Source organism: Stenotrophomonas sp. (assembly GCF_036662295.1).
Lineage (GTDB): Bacteria > Pseudomonadota > Gammaproteobacteria > Xanthomonadales > Xanthomonadaceae > Stenotrophomonas.
This window is the reverse complement of sequence record NZ_JAVWXA010000010.1, coordinates 1-14,720: the sequence shown is the minus strand read 5'-3', so window position 1 is coordinate 14,720 and position 14,720 is coordinate 1. Positions and strand designations below refer to the sequence as shown.

The window sequence follows — 14,720 nt, the reverse complement described above, 5'->3', positions numbered from 1 at the left end:
GTCTTCGATCGGCGGCGAGGCGCGCCTGCGGGGCCCCTTGGCGGCCGGCAGACCCTTGTGCAGTGTCCCCCGGCCGCCTGCGGCGACCTCCTCCTTTACTTTGCCAAGGGCCTGCCGGCCGCCAAGGGGCGCGGCTTGCGGTGCGCAACAGCGCCTCACCGATTGGAGTGATGCCTGTTGCGGCGCTTTGAACGGCGCGGCAGCGGTAGGTCATGCCCGTTGGTGGTGGCGGTTTTCCCCGCCGCAGAAAGACCGGGCGATCCAGGTCGGCGTGGCCCATGGGCGGCCGCAGGCCGGCGCTACGCTATCATCTGCCGATGACGTACAGCCCCCGATTCCCCCTTCCCCGCGCCGGCGCATCTGCTGATGGCGGGCGCCGCGCATGAGCATCCGCCAGCTGCCCGAGATCCTGATCAACCAGATCGCTGCCGGCGAGGTGGTCGAGCGCCCGGCCTCGGTGGTGAAGGAACTGGTCGAGAACGCGCTCGATGCCGGCGCCACCCGCGTGGACATCGATCTGGAGGAGGGCGGCGTGCGCCTGATCCGGATCCGCGATGACGGTGGCGGGATCGCGCCGGAGGAGCTGCCGCTGGCGGTATCGCGGCATGCCACCAGCAAGATCGCCAGCCTGGACGACCTGGAGGCGGTGGCCACGCTGGGCTTCCGCGGCGAGGCGTTGCCGTCGATCGCCTCGGTCAGCCGGTTCACCCTGGCCTCGCGCCGGGCCAGCGATGCCCATGGGTCGGCGCTGCAGATCGAAGGCGGCAAGGTGGGCGAAGTGACCCCGCGTGCGCACGCGCCCGGCACCACGGTGGAAGTGCGCGAGCTGTTCTACAACGTGCCGGCGCGGCGCAAGTTCCTGCGCGCCGAACGGACCGAACTGGGCCACATCGAAGAATGGCTGCGTTCGCTGGCGCTGGCACGGCCGGACGTGGAGCTGCGGGTGTCGCACAACGGCAAGCCGTCGCGCCGCTACAAGCCCGGCGACCTGTATTCGGACGCGCGCCTGGGCGAAACGCTGGGCGAGGATTTCGCCGCGCAGGCCCTGCGGGTGGACCACAGCGGGGCCGGCCTGCGCCTGCACGGGTGGGTGGCGCAGCCGCATTACTCGCGCGCCAGCACCGACCAGCAGTACCTCTACGTCAACGGCCGCTCGGTGCGTGATCGCAGCGTGGCCCACGCGGTGAAGATGGCCTACGGCGACGTGCTGTTCCATGGCCGCCAACCGGCCTACGTGCTGTTCCTGGAGCTGGACCCGACCCGGGTGGATGTCAACGTGCACCCGGCCAAGCACGAGGTGCGTTTCCGTGATTCGCGGCTGATCCATGATTTCGTCTACCGCACGCTGAAGGAAGCGCTGGCCGAGACGCGCGCCGGGATGACCCACGCCGGTGCCGAGGCGGGCGGCCTGCCCGCCACGGCGCTGCCGGGCGCGGGCCAGGCCGTGCCGGCCGGCGGTTACGCGCTGGGTGGCGGCGGTGGCGGCGGTGGGATGTCCGCGCAATGGCGGCCGCAGCAGTCGCCGCTGGGCCTGCAGGTGGCCGATGCGCCGTCGGCCTATGCGGCGCTGTACGCCACGCCCGGCGGCGCCGGCATGACGGCCGCGCTGCCGCCGATGCCGGCCGAAAACGGCCTGCCGCAGACCGCCGCCGACAGTGGCGTGCCACCGCTGGGCTATGCGGTGGCGCAGTTGCACGGCATCTACATCCTGGCCGAGAACGCCGAAGGCCTGATCGTGGTGGACATGCACGCCGCGCACGAACGCATCGGCTATGAGCGGCTCAAGACCGCGCACGATGGCATGGGCCTGCACGCCCAGCCGTTGCTGGTGCCGATCACCCTGGCGGTGGGCGAGCGCGATGCCGATACGGCCGAGCGCGAAGCCGACACGCTGGTGGCGCTGGGTTTCGAGATCACCCGCTCGGGCCCCGGTTCGCTGCACGTGCGCAGCATTCCGGCGCTGCTGGCCAATGCCGAACCCGAAGGCCTGCTGCGCGACGTGCTCACCGACCTGCGCGAACACGGGCAGAGCCGGCGCATCGCCACCGCGCGCGACGAGCTGCTCTCGACCATGGCCTGCCACGGTGCGGTGCGCGCCAACCGGCGCCTCACGGTGCCGGAAATGAACGCGCTGCTGCGCGACATGGAAATCACCGAACGCTCGGGTCAGTGCAATCATGGCCGACCGACCTGGGCGCGTTTTTCGCTGGCGGACATCGACCGCTGGTTCCTGCGCGGACGTTGAAGGGGACAGGCATGGGGATGGGGAGATACACACTGGGCGCGGTGCTGCTCGCGCTGGGGCTGGCCGCGTGCGCGGACAAGCCCGAGGCGCCGGCCGTGGTGGCCGAGGACCCGGCGTTTGCCGCGGCCCAGCAGCAGTGGCGCCTGCAACGCTATGAAGAACTGCACGCCGCCGATGGCTGGACCAGCCTGGTGGGCCTGCATTGGCTGGAATACAAGGCGCACTACATCGGCAGTGGCCCGGGCAGCGGCATCCGCCTGGCGGTCGGGCCGGACAAGCTGGGCATGGTGACGCGCCAGGGCGACACCGTCTGGTTCACCCCCGAGCGCGGGGTGGCGTTGAACGTGGCCGACAAGCCGGTGGGCGGCCGCATCCGCTTCTACAGCGATCGCGATGCCGCGCCCACCCTGATCAGCTTCGATGACGGCAAGGGCCAGCTCAGCCTGATCCACCGGGGCGAGCGCTACGCGCTGCGGGTCAAGCACGCCGATGCGCCCGCCCGCGCCAACTTCGCCGGGCTGCAGTACTGGCCGGGCGGTGCGTCCTGGCAGGTCCGCGCGCGCTTCGTGCCGCACCCGCCGGGCAAGACGCTGCCGATCGTGGACATCACCGGTCTGACCACGGCGATGCCCAACGCCGGCGCGCTGGAGTTCGAGCGCGACGGTCGCACCTGGCGGCTGGAGGCGCTGGGCGAACCGGGGCGCGCGCTGTTCGTGATCTTCTCCGATCGCACCAGTGGCCATGGCAGTTATCCGGCCGGGCGCTATCTGGACCTGGCCGCGCCGGACGCCAACGGCCAGGTGCTGATCGACTTCAACCACGCCTACAATCCCCCGTGTGCCTTCACTCCGTTTGCGACCTGTCCGTTGTCGCCGCCGGAAAACCGCCTGGACCTGCGCGTTGACGCGGGCGAGCAGGCTTATCACGCCCCTCAAGGAGAGCCCTGACCCATGTCGATGCTGTCGCGCGCGTTGTCCACGTTGTTGATCGCCGGCGGCCTGCTGCTGGCCACCGGTCCGGTGCAGGCGCGCAATGACGCGCCCGCGGCCAAGGCGACCCCGCCGGTGCCGCTGCTGTGGAAGGTGACCGGGCCCGGCGACAGCCGCGTGTACCTGCTGGGCTCCTTCCACATGCTGCGCGCCCAGGATTATCCGCTGGCCGCCGACGTGGACCAGGCCTTCGCCGCGTCCTCGCGCGTGGTGTTCGAGTTGTCGCCGCAGGACATGGAATCCCCGCAGCTGGTGCAGAAAATGGTGCAGGCGGCCGTGCGCACCGATGGCACCGAGCTCAAGCGCGACCTCGACGCGGCCACCTGGACCAAGCTGCAGGCCTACGCGACCGAGAACAAGATGCCGCTGGCCCAGCTGCAGGGCATGAAGCCGTGGTTCGTGGGGCTGACCATCACCCTGGGCCAGTTCGCCAAGATGGGGCTGGACCCCAACCTGGGCCTGGACCGGCATTTCATGGACCGCGCGGCCAAGGCCGGCAAGCCCACCGCCGGCCTGGAAGACATCGATACCCAGATCGCGGTGCTGGCGGGCATGTCGATGCAGGAACAGCAGCAGATGGTGGCCGAGGCGCTGGACCAGGTCGACAAGGCCGACGTCGAGGGCCGGCGCCTGCACGATGCCTGGCGGCGTGGCGATGACAAGCTGCTGTGGACCTCGATGGCCGCGCAGATGCGGGGCCAGTACCCGCAGCTGTACAAGCGCATCAACACCGACCGCAACGATGCCTGGGTGCCCAAGCTGCAGCAGTACCTGCAGGCCGGGCAGGGCGGCACGCTGGTGGTGGTGGGGGCCTTGCACCTGCTCGGCAACGACGGGGTGGTGGACAAGCTCAAGGCCAAGGGCTTCACCGTCGAGCGCGTCTGCACCGGCTGCGCCAAGCCCAGGCGCTGATCCGGGCCGGCGGCACACACGAAAAAGGCGCGGCCGGTGGGCTGCGCCTTTTTTCGTATCGGCCCGCTGGCGGGTTCAGCGGCGGGTCTTGCCGCCTGCGCCGGACGCCGGGGTCTCCGGCTTGCCGGTCCCGGTGGAGGTGCCGCCGGGGCGTGGGCCGAAGCCGGAGCCCATGTTGCGCTGGAAGTCCTGCCACAGCTCCAGGTTGCGCTCGGTCAGCTGGTTCATCATCGCCCAAGGGGTCTGCCCGAGCAGGTTGCCCATCTGCTGGCGGAACTGCTGCTGCTGGTCCAGGAAGACCTGCATGCTGCGCTCCAGGTAGTTGCCCATGAAGCCCTGCAGCGAATCGCCGTAGAAGCGGATCAACTGGCTCAGCAGCTGGGTGGACAGCATCGGTTCGCCGTCCTGTTCCTGGTCGGCGATGATCTGCAGCAGCACCGAGCGGGTCAGGTCGTCGCCGCTCTTGGCGTCACGGACTTCGAAGTCTTCACCGTCCAGGATCAGCTGGCGCACGTCCTCGATGGTGATATAGCTGGAAATCTCGGTGTCGTAGAGCCGGCGGTTCGGGTACTTCTTGATAATGCGGTTCGCAGCCATGAAGCGGTCACTCATCACACAGTAGGCGCGCAGCATGGCGCAGTGCAGCAGCACATGCAACCGCCGCAAGGCCCTTGCGACGGGGCCCGGGGCCGGTTTCATGTTGCGCAGCATGGATTTGCGCGACGTGCAGCATTTTTCGTGGACACGTGTCGTGCAGCGGTGGAACCTCCTGCAAACGTTTTCTCGACATCGGCAGCGCCGGCGGCGCGGCCCGGTTACCAGCCCATGTGGTGGCCGCCGTTGATATCCAGGTTGGAGCCGGTGATCCACGACGCTTCCTCGTTGACCAGGAAGGCGACGGCATAGGCGATCTCCTCCGGCTTGCCGAGGCGGCCGGTGGGGATGTCGGCGATGATCTTGGCGCGCACTTCATCGGGCACGGCCATCACCATGTCGGTGGCCACGTAGCCGGGCGAGATCGTATTGACGGTAATGCCGAACCCGGCGTTCTCGCGGGCCAGGGAGATGGTGAACCCGTGCATGCCGGCCTTGGCCGCGGCGTAGTTGGCCTGGCCGTACTGGCCCTTCAGGCCGTTGATCGAGCTGATCTGGATGACCCGGCCCCAGCCACGGCGGCGCATGCCTTCGATCACCGGGCGGGTGACGTTGAACACCGAATTGAGGTTGGTGTTGATCACATCGTGCCACTGGTCGGCGCGCATGCGATGGAAGGTGGTGTCGCGGGTGATGCCGGCGTTGTTGACCAGGATCTCGATCGGGCCAAGCGCGGCCTCCACCGCCTGCACCATGGCCTCGGCCGTGCCCGGGTCGGCCACGTCGCCGGGGAAGATCGCCACCTCGCAACCGCGCGCCAACATCCTTTCGCGCCAGGCCACGGCCTTGGCCTCGTCGCGGTAGTTGGTGGCCACCCGATGGCCCTGGTCGGCCAGGCGTTGGCAGATGGCGGTGCCGATGCCGCCGGTACCGCCGGTGACCAGTGCGACGCGAGATGTCATGAGCGGCTACTCCAAAAGGCAGGGCCAACAAGGGGAAGGCGATTCTGCAACATCACCGCGGCGTTGGGTATCAGCCGGGCGATGGACAGGGCGCGATGTCCTGGCGCGGCAGCCGCGACGGGTCGAAATGCGCGCGCGCCCGGGCCAGCAGCGCCGCCGGGCCGGTGGCACCGAGCAGGCAGGCGCGATCCTGGCCGAGGTCGGCCCAGGCCTGGCGCAGCGCGGGCAGCGGCTGCGAGGGGTCGAGCGGGTGGGCGGCTTCGGATTTGGACAGCTTGCGGCCGTTGGCATCCAGCAGCAGCGGCAGGTGCAGGTAGGCCGGGGTGGGCAGGCCGAGCGCGCGCTGCAGCAGGATCTGGCGCGGGGTGGAATCGAGCAGGTCCGCGCCGCGCACCACGTCGGTGATGCGCTGCTGGCCGTCGTCCACGACCACGGCCAGCTGGTAGGCCCAGAAGCCGTCGGCACGGCGCAGGACGAAATCACCGACCTCGGCGTGCACGTCCTGCGCGATCCGGCCGCGCAGGCCATCCTCGAAGGCGACCGTGCTGCCCGGGGGCACGCGCAGGCGGATGGCCGGTTGTGCCCGTTCGCTGCGTGCCACGCAGTGATGGTGGATGCCGTGCTGGGTGGCCAGATCGCGGCGGCTGCAGTGGCAGGCAAACGCCTGGCCGGTCGCCAACAGACGATCCAGGGCCCGCTGGTACAGGCCATCGCGCCGGCTCTGGTGCACCACCGGGCCGTCGCTGGCCAGGCCCATGGCCGCCAGCGTCGCCAATTGCTGGTCGATGGCCCCGGCCACGGTGCGCGGCGGGTCCACGTCTTCCACGCGCACCAGCCACTGGCCGCCGGCGTGGCGGGCCAGCAGCCAGCTGCCCAGGGCGGCCAGCAGCGAGCCGGGGTGCAGGGGGCCGGTAGGCGAGGGCGCGAAGCGGCCGCGGTAGGGAGGCGTGGACATGAACTATGAATCGTCGGTCAGTTTGCGACTTGAATTCAACCGGCACTCCCCGCAGATTTGCATTCATCAACCCCCAATGAGCGTTATTTCCCCATGTTCAGTCGTATTGGCCTGTTCCTTCTGACCAACCTTGCCGTGCTGGCCTTGGCGGGCATCGTGATGTCGGTGCTGGGCGTCAATCCCAACCAGATGAGCGGTCTGCTGGTGATGGCGGCCATCTTCGGCTTCGGCGGTTCGATCATTTCGCTGCTGCTGTCCAAGTGGATGGCCAAGCGTTCGACGGGCGCGGTGGTGATCACCGAGCCGCGCAACCCGACCGAGCGCTGGCTGCTGGCGACGGTGGAGCGCCAGGCGCGCGAGGCCGGCATCGGCATGCCGGAAGTGGCGGTGTATGACGGCCCGGAGATCAACGCGTTCGCGACCGGCGCCAACCGCAACAACGCGCTGGTGGCGGTGTCCACCGGGCTGCTGCACAACATGAGCGAGGACGAGGCCGAGGCGGTGCTGGGCCACGAGATCGCACACGTGGCCAACGGCGACATGATCACGATGGCGCTGCTGCAGGGCGTGCTCAACACGTTCGTGATCGTGCTGGCCCGGGTCGTGGGCGGGTTCATCGACAGCGTAATCTCCGGCAACCGCGAGGGTGGCGGCCGCGGGTTTGCGTACTACATCATCGTGTTCGTGCTGGAGATGATCTTCGGGCTGGGCGCGACGGTGATCTCGATGTGGTTCTCGCGCCACCGCGAGTTCCGCGCCGACGCGGGCGGTGCCCACCTGGCCGGCCGCCAGAAGATGATCGCCGCGCTGGAGCGGCTGAAGCTCAACCACGGCCAGAGCACGCTGCCCACGCAGATCGCCGCGTTCGGCATCGCCGGCTCGGCCGCCAGGAAGCTGTTCATGAGCCACCCGCCGCTGGAAGAGCGCATCGCCGCGCTGAAGGCCGCCGGCAACACCGTGGCCTGATTCCCCATCCCCTGATCGCCCCAACGCCCGGCCTTGGCCGGGCGTTTTTTTGGGCGCTTCGCCCTTTTGTGGGCCAATGCGTTGTGAAGCCGCGCGAGTGCATTGCCTTGTCGCTTGGGGCGGTAGGGTTGGCCGGTGCGCACCGAAGAAGCCGATAGTGCCGGCCGCTGGCCGGCTTCCCACAGCCCCCTTGCTCCCAACGACCACCGACCAATCGCCAGTGCTGCGGCCGTTGATCTTCTGACGGCCACCCCCACCCCGCGCGACCAGGCCGGCACTCGCAAGGCCCAATGCGCCGCAAGGGAGCAAAACCCCGCCGAAGCGGGCAATCAGGCGGTTGCCCTCCCAAACGAAAACGGCGCCCGAAGGCGCCGTTCCGTGGTGTTGCCGCCGCCGCCAATCAGAACTTGGCGTCGAACTCGGCCGCGTAGCCGGTGTTGACCAGCACCTTCTGCAGCACGTCGGTGTTCTTCACGTTGCCCGCCACGATCTGCTGCGTCTCCGGGCCGCGGCTGTCCATGCGCGCCGGGGTGGCGCCCTTGAAATCGCACACCCGGCCACCGGCCTCGCGGACCAGCAGCACGCCCGCGGCGATGTCCCAGGCCTTCACGCCCGCCTCGAAGTACGCATCGGCCCGGCCGCAGGCCACATAGGCCAGGTCCAGTGCCGCCGACCCCGTGCGGCGCACGTCTTCGGCGTGCACCAGCAGCGCGTCGACCGCCTTCAGCTGCGCGCTCGTGCGCTGGCGCTCGCGCGGGGCGAACCCGGTGTGGATCATCGCACCGGCCATGTCCTTGCGGTCGGCCACGCGGATCCGGCGGTCGTTCAGCACCGCGCCGGCACCGCGGCTGGCCGTGAACAGTTCATTGCGGAGCGGGTCGAAGATCACCGCGTCGATCGGCTCGCCGTTCTCCACCAGCGCAATGGACACGCAGTAGTGCGGGAAGCCGCGCAGGTAGTTGCTGGTGCCGTCCAGCGGGTCGATCACCCACATGTAACGGTTCACCGCCTGCACGCCACCTTCCTCGGCCATGATCCCGTACTCGGGATAGGCGCGCTTGAGTTCCTTGATGATGACCTTTTCCGCATCCGCATCGACTTCACTGGCATAGTCCATGCGCCCCTTCTGCACGACGTTCAACGCCTCCAGCTTGTTGATGTTGCGCAACAGGACGTTGCCGGCGAGGCGGGCGGCCTTGACCATGACGGTGACGGCGGGTTTCTGCATGGCGAAAAGCTCCCGGAAAGGCAGAGTAGGGGGGGACTGGCGGGGGAAAAGAGCGGTCCCGGCGCAGAGGCCGGCCGCACAGTTTACCATCTGTCGCTTGTCTGCTCGCGTTTGGCCTGTTCATGTCCATTGAAACCGCTCCGTCCCGCATCCGATTCGTCCTCGTCGGCACCCAGCACCCCGGCAACATGGGCGCTGCGGCGCGCGCCATGAAGACCATGGGCCTGGGCCGGCTGGTCCTGGTGGCCCCGGAAAAGCCCCTGGATGAAGAAGCGTTCAGGCGCTCGGCCGGGGCCGAGGACGTGCTCGGCGATGCCCCGATGGTGGCCACCCTGGCCGAGGCCGTGGCCGACTGCACCCTGGTGCTGGGCTGCACCGCCCGCGCCCGTCGCGTGCAGCTGGAAGAGCTGCTGCCCACCCTGGCCGCCCAGCGCGCCCTGGCCAAGGCCGCCGAACCGGCCGCCGAAGTCGCCTTCGTGTTCGGGCGCGAGCGCACCGGCCTGACCAACGAGGAGCTGCAGCTCTGCCACCTGGCCGTGCACATCCCCTCCAATCCGGAGTTCAGCTCGCTCAACCTGGCCGCCGCCGTGCAGGTGCTCGCCTATGAAGTGCGCATGGCCGTGCTCGGCGGCGTGCAGGGCGCGGCCCCGGCCGATCCGGAGCATCGCGAGCAGCCGGCCAGCCATGCCCAGGTCGAAGGCCTGTTCGGCCAGCTCGGCCAGACCCTGGACGAGATCGACTTCCACAAGGGCCGCGCCCCCGATTCGGCCATGCGCAAGCTGCGCCGCCTGTTCCTGCGCACCGAACTGAGCGAGCAGGAAGTGCGCCTGCTGCGCGGCATCCTCGCCGACGCCCAGCGAATGGCGCGATTGGCCAACGAACGGCCCCAATGAGCTGACGCAGTTCTCACTTTTTCGGGTAGGCTGTCGGCATTCCTTGGGGGGAGCGAATGGGATTGCCGGGTCTGCGATGGCTGTTGCAGGGAGGTCTGCTGTGTCTGGTCATCGCCATGATGGCCGGGCCCGCCACGGCCGGTCCCGACAACGTGCTGGTGCTGGGCCGGATCAGCGACAACCCCAAGTCACACTATGCGCAACTGCAACCCCTGCTCGATTACGTGGTGCCGCGCATGCGCGATGTGGGCATCACCGAGGGCCGCATCCTGATGGCGCCCGATGCCCAGCAGATGGCCAGCTACCTGCGCCGTGGCCGCGTGGACTGGGTCACCGAGACCTCCGGCACCGCCGTGGCGCTGGGCCTGCGCAGTGGCGCCCAGCCGCTGCTGTTGACCGAGCGCAACGGCGTGCGTGACTACCACACGCTGATCTTCGTCCGCCGCAGCAGTCCGATCCGGTCGCTGGCCGACCTCAAGGGGCACACCCTGGCCTTGCAGAACACCGCCTCCACCAGTGCCTACCTGGTGCCGGTGATGACCCTGCTGCAGCACGGCCTGACTCCCGAAATCCTGCTCTCGGCCCACGATGCGGCCGCCCCGGATACGGTCGGCTACGTGTTCGCGCGCAGCGAGGCCAACATCGCCACCCTGGTCCACAAGGGTGTGGTCGATGCCGGCGCGGTGAGCAGCGTGGACTGGGCCGACGGGCACCGGCTGCCGGCCAATTTCGTGCGCGACTTCCGCATCATCCACCGCAGCGAGCCGTACCCGCGTGCGGTGGAAGTGGTGCGCGCCGGCCTGGATCCCAAGGTGCGCGACCGCCTGCAGCAGGTGTTGCTGGAGGCCGCCGCCGACCCCGAGGCGCAGGATGCGCTGCAGAAATTTTTTGGTACGTCCGGTTTCCATCGGGTGGATGCGCAGATGCAACACCGGTTGGATGAACTCAAACAAGGGCTGGCTCGCGTGCGGATGGAAGTGGAATGAGGCTGTTGGGTTCCGGAATGCAGGCACGTTTCGTGCTGGCGATGAGTGGGGCGATGCTGGTGGTGATCGCCATCGTGGCGGTGGTCCTGGGCCGCCAGGCGACGATGCAGGATGAGGTCAAGCACCTCAGCGGCAACGTCATCCACGACCTGTTCGACCGCAGCGTGCGCAGTCGCGGCGAGGCCCTGGCACGCGAGCTGTCCGACGCGCTGGCCAACCCGCTGTATTACAACGACCTGGAGCAGGTGGGCGCGCTGGTGCGCAATACCTCCCGCCAGCAGGTGGTGCGCTATGTGCTGGTGTTCGACGAGGACGGCAAGCTGATCCACGACGGCTCCACCGAAGTGATCGACTTCGGCCGGCCGATGAGCGACCCGCTGGCCGCCGGCGCGGTGGCCGCCCGCACGCTGGTGGTGCAGCAGTCGCCCAAGGTGCTGGACAACGCCATGCCGATCCTGGTCGGCAACCAGCGCATCGGCGGGGTCCGGGTGGGCATGGCCCTGGACGACGTGCAGGCGATGGAGCACCGCGCCAACCAGACCCTGGGCGAGCGCCTGCAGCAGGTGGGCAAGCGCCACCTGGGCTGGCTGCTGCTGATGCTGGGCCTGCTGATCGGCATCGGCGTGGGGGTGATCGTCTATGTCCAGCGCACCCTGGTCACCCCGATCCGCTGGCTGGCCGCGGCCGCGCGCCAGATCGAGGCCGGCGACTACCGCCCGCAGCTGCAGCAGAGCAAGCGCCAGGACGAAGTGGGCGAGCTGGTGCGGGCGTTCGGGCGGATGAGCGAGTCCATCGCCCGGCATGACCGCGAAGTGCGCCACATGGCCTACACCGATGCCCTGACCGGGCTGACCAACCGGCTGGCTTTCCGCGAGGCGCTGGACCACCGGCTGATGGCCGCCCGCGCCTCCAGCCACCGGCTGGCACTGCTGTTTGCCGACATGGACGATTTCAAGCGGGTCAACGACACCCTCGGCCACGAGGCCGGCGACGAGGCGCTGCTGCAGTTCGCCCAGCGCATCAGCACCGCGGTGGCCCAGGCCGGCGGCGACGAGGCCCTGCTGGCGCGCTTTGGCGGCGATGAGTTCGTGATCCTGCTGGGCGATGGCGACGTGGCCGCGCACGCGCGGCAGCTGGCCGAGATCCTGGTCCGCGAACTGGGCAAGCCGCTGTTCGTGCAGGGCCGGGAGCTGTTCCTGGGCACCTCGATCGGCGTGACCCTGTTCCCCGACGATGCCGCGGATGCAACCACGCTGCTCAAGAACGGCGACATCGCCATGTATCAGGCCAAGGTGGCCGGCAAGAACTGCTACCGCTACTACAGCCGGGCCATGGACCATGCGGTGGAGCGCCGCGTGCACATGGAGCAGGAGCTGCGCGGCGCCTGGGAGCGCGGCGAGCTGCGCCTGGTGTACCAGCCGATCTTCCGCACCCGCGACCGGCGCATGGTCGGGGTGGAGGTGCTGCTGCGCTGGCAGCACCCCACGCTGGGCACGATCCCGCCGTCGGTGTTCATCGAAGTGGCCGAGCAGAGCGGACTGATCGAAGTGATCGGGCCCAAGGTGCTGCGCGCGGCCTGCATGGAGGCGGTGCAGTGGCCGCACGGCGTGGACAGCGAAGGCCTGTTCGTGTCGGTCAACGTGTCCCCGCGCCAGCTGCGTGGCGGCGAGCTGCCCAGCCTGGTGGCCGACTGCCTGCGCGACACCGGCCTGCCGGCCTCGCGCCTGCACCTGGAACTGACCGAAACGGCGGTGATCGGCGATGAGATGCTGGCCGCGGCCCTGCTGGACAAGCTGCATCGCACCGGGGTGAAGGTGTGGCTGGACGACTTCGGGACCGGCTTCTCCGGCCTGAGCCACCTGCGCCAGGTGCCGGTGGACGGGGTCAAGATCGACAAGAGCTTCGTGGCCGACATGCAGCGCGATCCCGACGACCTGGCCCTGACCACGGCGATCATCGCCATGGCCCACGCGCTGGGGATCACGGTGGTGGCCGAGGGCATCGAGCAGGAAGTGCAGTTCGACCTGCTGTGCCAGCGGGGCTGCGACCTCGGCCAGGGCTACTGGCTGAGCCATCCGGTGAGCGCCACCGACGTGGTGCAGATGATCGAGGCCGGGGTGTAGCGCGCAGCGACCAACGGTCGTTGCCTGCCGCCGCCCATCGTAGGCGACCCCCGTGGGTGGTCGCCTGCCTCAGACCGGGCGCTTGCTGCCCTCGCCGGCAATCTCGCGGACCAGCTTGGGCACCAGGTAGCCCGACAGCTGCGTGGTCAGCTGCGCGTGCAGGGCCTTGGCCGTCTCGTCGCTGACCTCGAAGTGGGCCACGCCCTCCACCCGGTCCACCTGGTACAGGTAATAGGGCAGCACGCCGGCGGCGAAGCTGCGCTCGCTCAGGTCCTGCAGCGCCTGCAGCGAGTCGTTGACCCCGCGCAGCAGCACCGCCTGGTTGAGCAGGGTGGCGCCGGCACCGCGCAGGCGCGCCATGGCCGCATCCACCGCGGCGTCGAACTCGTTGGCGTGGTTGGCATGGATCACGAACGCCACCGGCCAGGGCAGGCTGGCCAGCCATTGCACCAGTTCCTCGTCCACCCGCTCGGGCAGCACCACCGGCAGCCGGCTGTGGATGCGCAGGCGGCGCAGGTGCGGGATCTGCTTCAGCGCCTGGGTCAGCTCGACCAGCTTGTGGGTGGCCAGCGACAGCGGGTCGCCCCCGGAGAGGATCACCTCGTCGATGTCCGGGTCCTGGGCAATGGCCTCCACCGCCTCGCGCCAGCCCTCCCGGGCGGCATTCTCGGTGCCGTAATCGAAATGCCGGCGGAAGCAGTAGCGGCAGTTGATCGCGCAGCTGCCAGTGGTCACCAGCAGGGCCCGGCCGCGGTACTTCTGGATGACCCCGGTGGCCTTCCTGGCCAGGCCGTCGCCCACCGCGTCCAGGCTGAAGCCCGGCACCACCTGCATTTCATCGTTGATCGGCAGCACCTGGCGCAGCAGCGGGTCGTGCGCGTCACCCGGGCGCATGCGGGCGATGAAGCCCTGCGGTACGCGCACGGCGAACTGGCCGGCGGCCGCGTCCGAGACGGGCAGGGTGTCCGGGTCCAGGCCCAGCTGCGCCAGCAGCACGCGCGGGTCGCGGACCGCCTGGCGCCACAGCTGTTGCCAGCGCACGGGGGTGGGCAGGGGCGTGGCGGAAAGCTGCATGGAATGGGGGCCTGCGGTTATCATGTCGGTCAGAAAAACGAGTCACCCCACCGCTGCCGGTGGGTTTTCCATTCTATCCGGCTCGCCGCGCCTGCGCGGCGTTTGCCCATTCAGGAGCTTCAGCATGGCCACTGTTGGCATGAACGATGTCAAGAACGGGATGAAGATCCTGATCAACAATGAACCGGCGGTCATCACCGAGACCGAGTACGTCAAGCCGGGCAAGGGCCAGGCCTTCACCCGCATGAAGTACCGCTTCATCAAGTCCGGTCGCGTGGTCGAAATGACCATGAAGGCCACCGATGACGTGGAAAAGGCCGACGTCGTCGATACCAACATGGACTTCATGTACAGCGACGGCGAGTTCTGGCACTTCATGGACCCCGAATCGTTCGAGCAGTTCCAGGCCACCAAGTCGGGCATGGGCGGCGCCGAAAAGTGGCTGAAGGGCGAAGAGTCCTGCATCGTCACCCTGTGGAACGGCGAGCCGATCTTCGTGCAGCCGCCGAACTTCGTCGACCTGAAGATCACCGAGACCGATCCGGGCGTCCGTGGCGACACCTCCGGCGGCGGCGGCAAGCCGGCCACCCTGGAAACCGGCGCCGTGGTCCGCGTGCCGCTGTTCGTCAACCAGGATGAAATCATCAAGGTCGACACCCGCTCGGGCGAATACTCCGCGCGCGTCAAGTAATCCGACCATAGGTCGGATGACGGGTAGAGCCGGCCGCTGGCCGGCTGGCACCTACGGGTAGCGCCGAGCCATGCTCGGCTGTCTGCCGGACCGCGCAGCCGA

General features: G+C 68.9%; 13 protein-coding genes. 8 read left to right on the top strand and 5 right to left on the bottom strand.

From position 1 onward, the window contains the following. Positions 1–382: 382 nt before the first annotated feature. Genes mutL through RSA25_RS03445 form a run of 3 tightly spaced genes read left to right on the top strand, consistent with a single transcriptional unit; the run spans position 383 to position 4,146 of the window. On the top strand, positions 383–2,245 hold the full coding sequence (mutL, locus tag RSA25_RS03455; protein WP_332807519.1) for a DNA mismatch repair endonuclease MutL: 1,863 nt from the start codon (positions 383–385) through the stop codon (positions 2,243–2,245). A 17-nt stretch (positions 2,246–2,262) separates the two neighbouring features. Then, the gene (locus RSA25_RS03450) at positions 2,263–3,192 is read left to right on the top strand and encodes a DUF1684 domain-containing protein (protein ID WP_332807518.1); all 930 of its coding nucleotides are present in this window, start codon (positions 2,263–2,265) and stop codon (positions 3,190–3,192) included. Between the two features lie 3 nt (positions 3,193–3,195). Further along, complete coding sequence (locus RSA25_RS03445) at positions 3,196–4,146, top strand: TraB/GumN family protein (RefSeq protein ID WP_332807517.1); 951 nt, start codon at positions 3,196–3,198, stop codon at positions 4,144–4,146. 75 nt (positions 4,147–4,221) lie between these two features. On the opposite strand, the gene phaR is transcribed toward RSA25_RS03445, so the two are convergent. The 3 genes from phaR to gluQRS form a co-directional block, all read right to left on the bottom strand. After that, positions 4,222–4,743 carry a polyhydroxyalkanoate synthesis repressor PhaR gene (gene phaR, locus RSA25_RS03440; RefSeq protein ID WP_332807516.1) on the bottom strand — a complete coding sequence of 174 codons (522 nt, stop codon included), beginning with the start codon at positions 4,741–4,743 and terminating at the stop codon, positions 4,222–4,224. Between the two features lie 218 nt (positions 4,744–4,961). Continuing rightward, positions 4,962–5,702, bottom strand: a complete 741-nt coding sequence (gene phbB / locus RSA25_RS03435) for an acetoacetyl-CoA reductase (RefSeq protein ID WP_332807515.1) — start codon at positions 5,700–5,702, stop codon at positions 4,962–4,964. Positions 5,703–5,772: 70 nt separating this feature from the next. Continuing rightward, on the bottom strand, positions 5,773–6,657 hold the full coding sequence (gluQRS, locus tag RSA25_RS03430; RefSeq protein ID WP_332807514.1) for a tRNA glutamyl-Q(34) synthetase GluQRS: 885 nt from the start codon (positions 6,655–6,657) through the stop codon (positions 5,773–5,775). Between the two features lie 93 nt (positions 6,658–6,750). On the opposite strand from gluQRS, the gene htpX reads away from it, so the two are divergent. After that, entirely contained in the window at positions 6,751–7,623 is an 873-nt protein-coding gene (gene htpX, locus RSA25_RS03425; protein WP_332807513.1) for a protease HtpX, read from the top strand. Between the two features lie 400 nt (positions 7,624–8,023). On the opposite strand, the gene RSA25_RS03420 is transcribed toward htpX, so the two are convergent. After that, positions 8,024–8,851: an inositol monophosphatase family protein gene (locus tag RSA25_RS03420; protein ID WP_259203467.1), complete on the bottom strand. Its 828-nt coding sequence runs from the start codon at positions 8,849–8,851 to the stop codon at positions 8,024–8,026. 122 nt (positions 8,852–8,973) lie between these two features. Between RSA25_RS03420 and RSA25_RS03415 the strand changes: the two genes are divergently transcribed. The 3 genes from RSA25_RS03415 to RSA25_RS03405 are packed head-to-tail and all read left to right on the top strand — an operon-like array spanning position 8,974 to position 12,853. Continuing rightward, positions 8,974–9,744, top strand: coding sequence for an RNA methyltransferase (locus tag RSA25_RS03415; protein ID WP_332807512.1), 771 nt, complete (start codon positions 8,974–8,976; stop codon positions 9,742–9,744). Between the two features lie 56 nt (positions 9,745–9,800). Beyond that, positions 9,801–10,730, top strand: a complete 930-nt coding sequence (locus RSA25_RS03410; RefSeq protein ID WP_332807511.1) for a phosphate/phosphite/phosphonate ABC transporter substrate-binding protein — start codon at positions 9,801–9,803, stop codon at positions 10,728–10,730. Next, positions 10,727–12,853, top strand: a complete 2,127-nt coding sequence (locus tag RSA25_RS03405; RefSeq protein ID WP_332807510.1) for an EAL domain-containing protein — start codon at positions 10,727–10,729, stop codon at positions 12,851–12,853. Before RSA25_RS03410 ends, RSA25_RS03405 begins: the two co-directional genes overlap by 4 nt. 69 nt (positions 12,854–12,922) lie before the next feature. Here the strand turns inward: RSA25_RS03405 and epmB are convergent, their stop codons facing one another. Beyond that, the gene (gene epmB / locus RSA25_RS03400; protein WP_332807509.1) at positions 12,923–13,927 is read right to left on the bottom strand and encodes an EF-P beta-lysylation protein EpmB; all 1,005 of its coding nucleotides are present in this window, start codon (positions 13,925–13,927) and stop codon (positions 12,923–12,925) included. 124 nt (positions 13,928–14,051) lie between these two features. Between epmB and efp the strand changes: the two genes are divergently transcribed. Further along, complete coding sequence (efp, locus tag RSA25_RS03395) at positions 14,052–14,618, top strand: elongation factor P (protein ID WP_332807508.1); 567 nt, start codon at positions 14,052–14,054, stop codon at positions 14,616–14,618. Positions 14,619–14,720: the final 102 nt, after the last annotated feature.

Bases quoted from the DNA above. Each gene is read 5' to 3' on its own strand.
- mutL (WP_332807519.1), top strand. From the start codon at position 383: ATGAGCATCCGCCAGCTGCCCGAGATCCTGATCAACCAGATCGCTGCC.
- RSA25_RS03450 (WP_332807518.1), top strand. From the start codon at position 2,263: ATGGGGAGATACACACTGGGCGCGGTGCTGCTCGCGCTGGGGCTGGCC.
- RSA25_RS03445 (WP_332807517.1), top strand. From the start codon at position 3,196: ATGTCGATGCTGTCGCGCGCGTTGTCCACGTTGTTGATCGCCGGCGGC.
- phaR (WP_332807516.1), bottom strand. From the start codon at position 4,743: ATGGCTGCGAACCGCATTATCAAGAAGTACCCGAACCGCCGGCTCTAC.
- phbB (WP_332807515.1), bottom strand. From the start codon at position 5,702: ATGACATCTCGCGTCGCACTGGTCACCGGCGGTACCGGCGGCATCGGC.
- gluQRS (WP_332807514.1), bottom strand. From the start codon at position 6,657: ATGTCCACGCCTCCCTACCGCGGCCGCTTCGCGCCCTCGCCTACCGGC.
- htpX (WP_332807513.1), top strand. From the start codon at position 6,751: ATGTTCAGTCGTATTGGCCTGTTCCTTCTGACCAACCTTGCCGTGCTG.
- RSA25_RS03420 (WP_259203467.1), bottom strand. From the start codon at position 8,851: ATGCAGAAACCCGCCGTCACCGTCATGGTCAAGGCCGCCCGCCTCGCC.
- RSA25_RS03415 (WP_332807512.1), top strand. From the start codon at position 8,974: ATGTCCATTGAAACCGCTCCGTCCCGCATCCGATTCGTCCTCGTCGGC.
- RSA25_RS03410 (WP_332807511.1), top strand. From the start codon at position 9,801: ATGGGATTGCCGGGTCTGCGATGGCTGTTGCAGGGAGGTCTGCTGTGT.
- RSA25_RS03405 (WP_332807510.1), top strand. From the start codon at position 10,727: ATGAGGCTGTTGGGTTCCGGAATGCAGGCACGTTTCGTGCTGGCGATG.
- epmB (WP_332807509.1), bottom strand. From the start codon at position 13,927: ATGCAGCTTTCCGCCACGCCCCTGCCCACCCCCGTGCGCTGGCAACAG.
- efp (WP_332807508.1), top strand. From the start codon at position 14,052: ATGGCCACTGTTGGCATGAACGATGTCAAGAACGGGATGAAGATCCTG.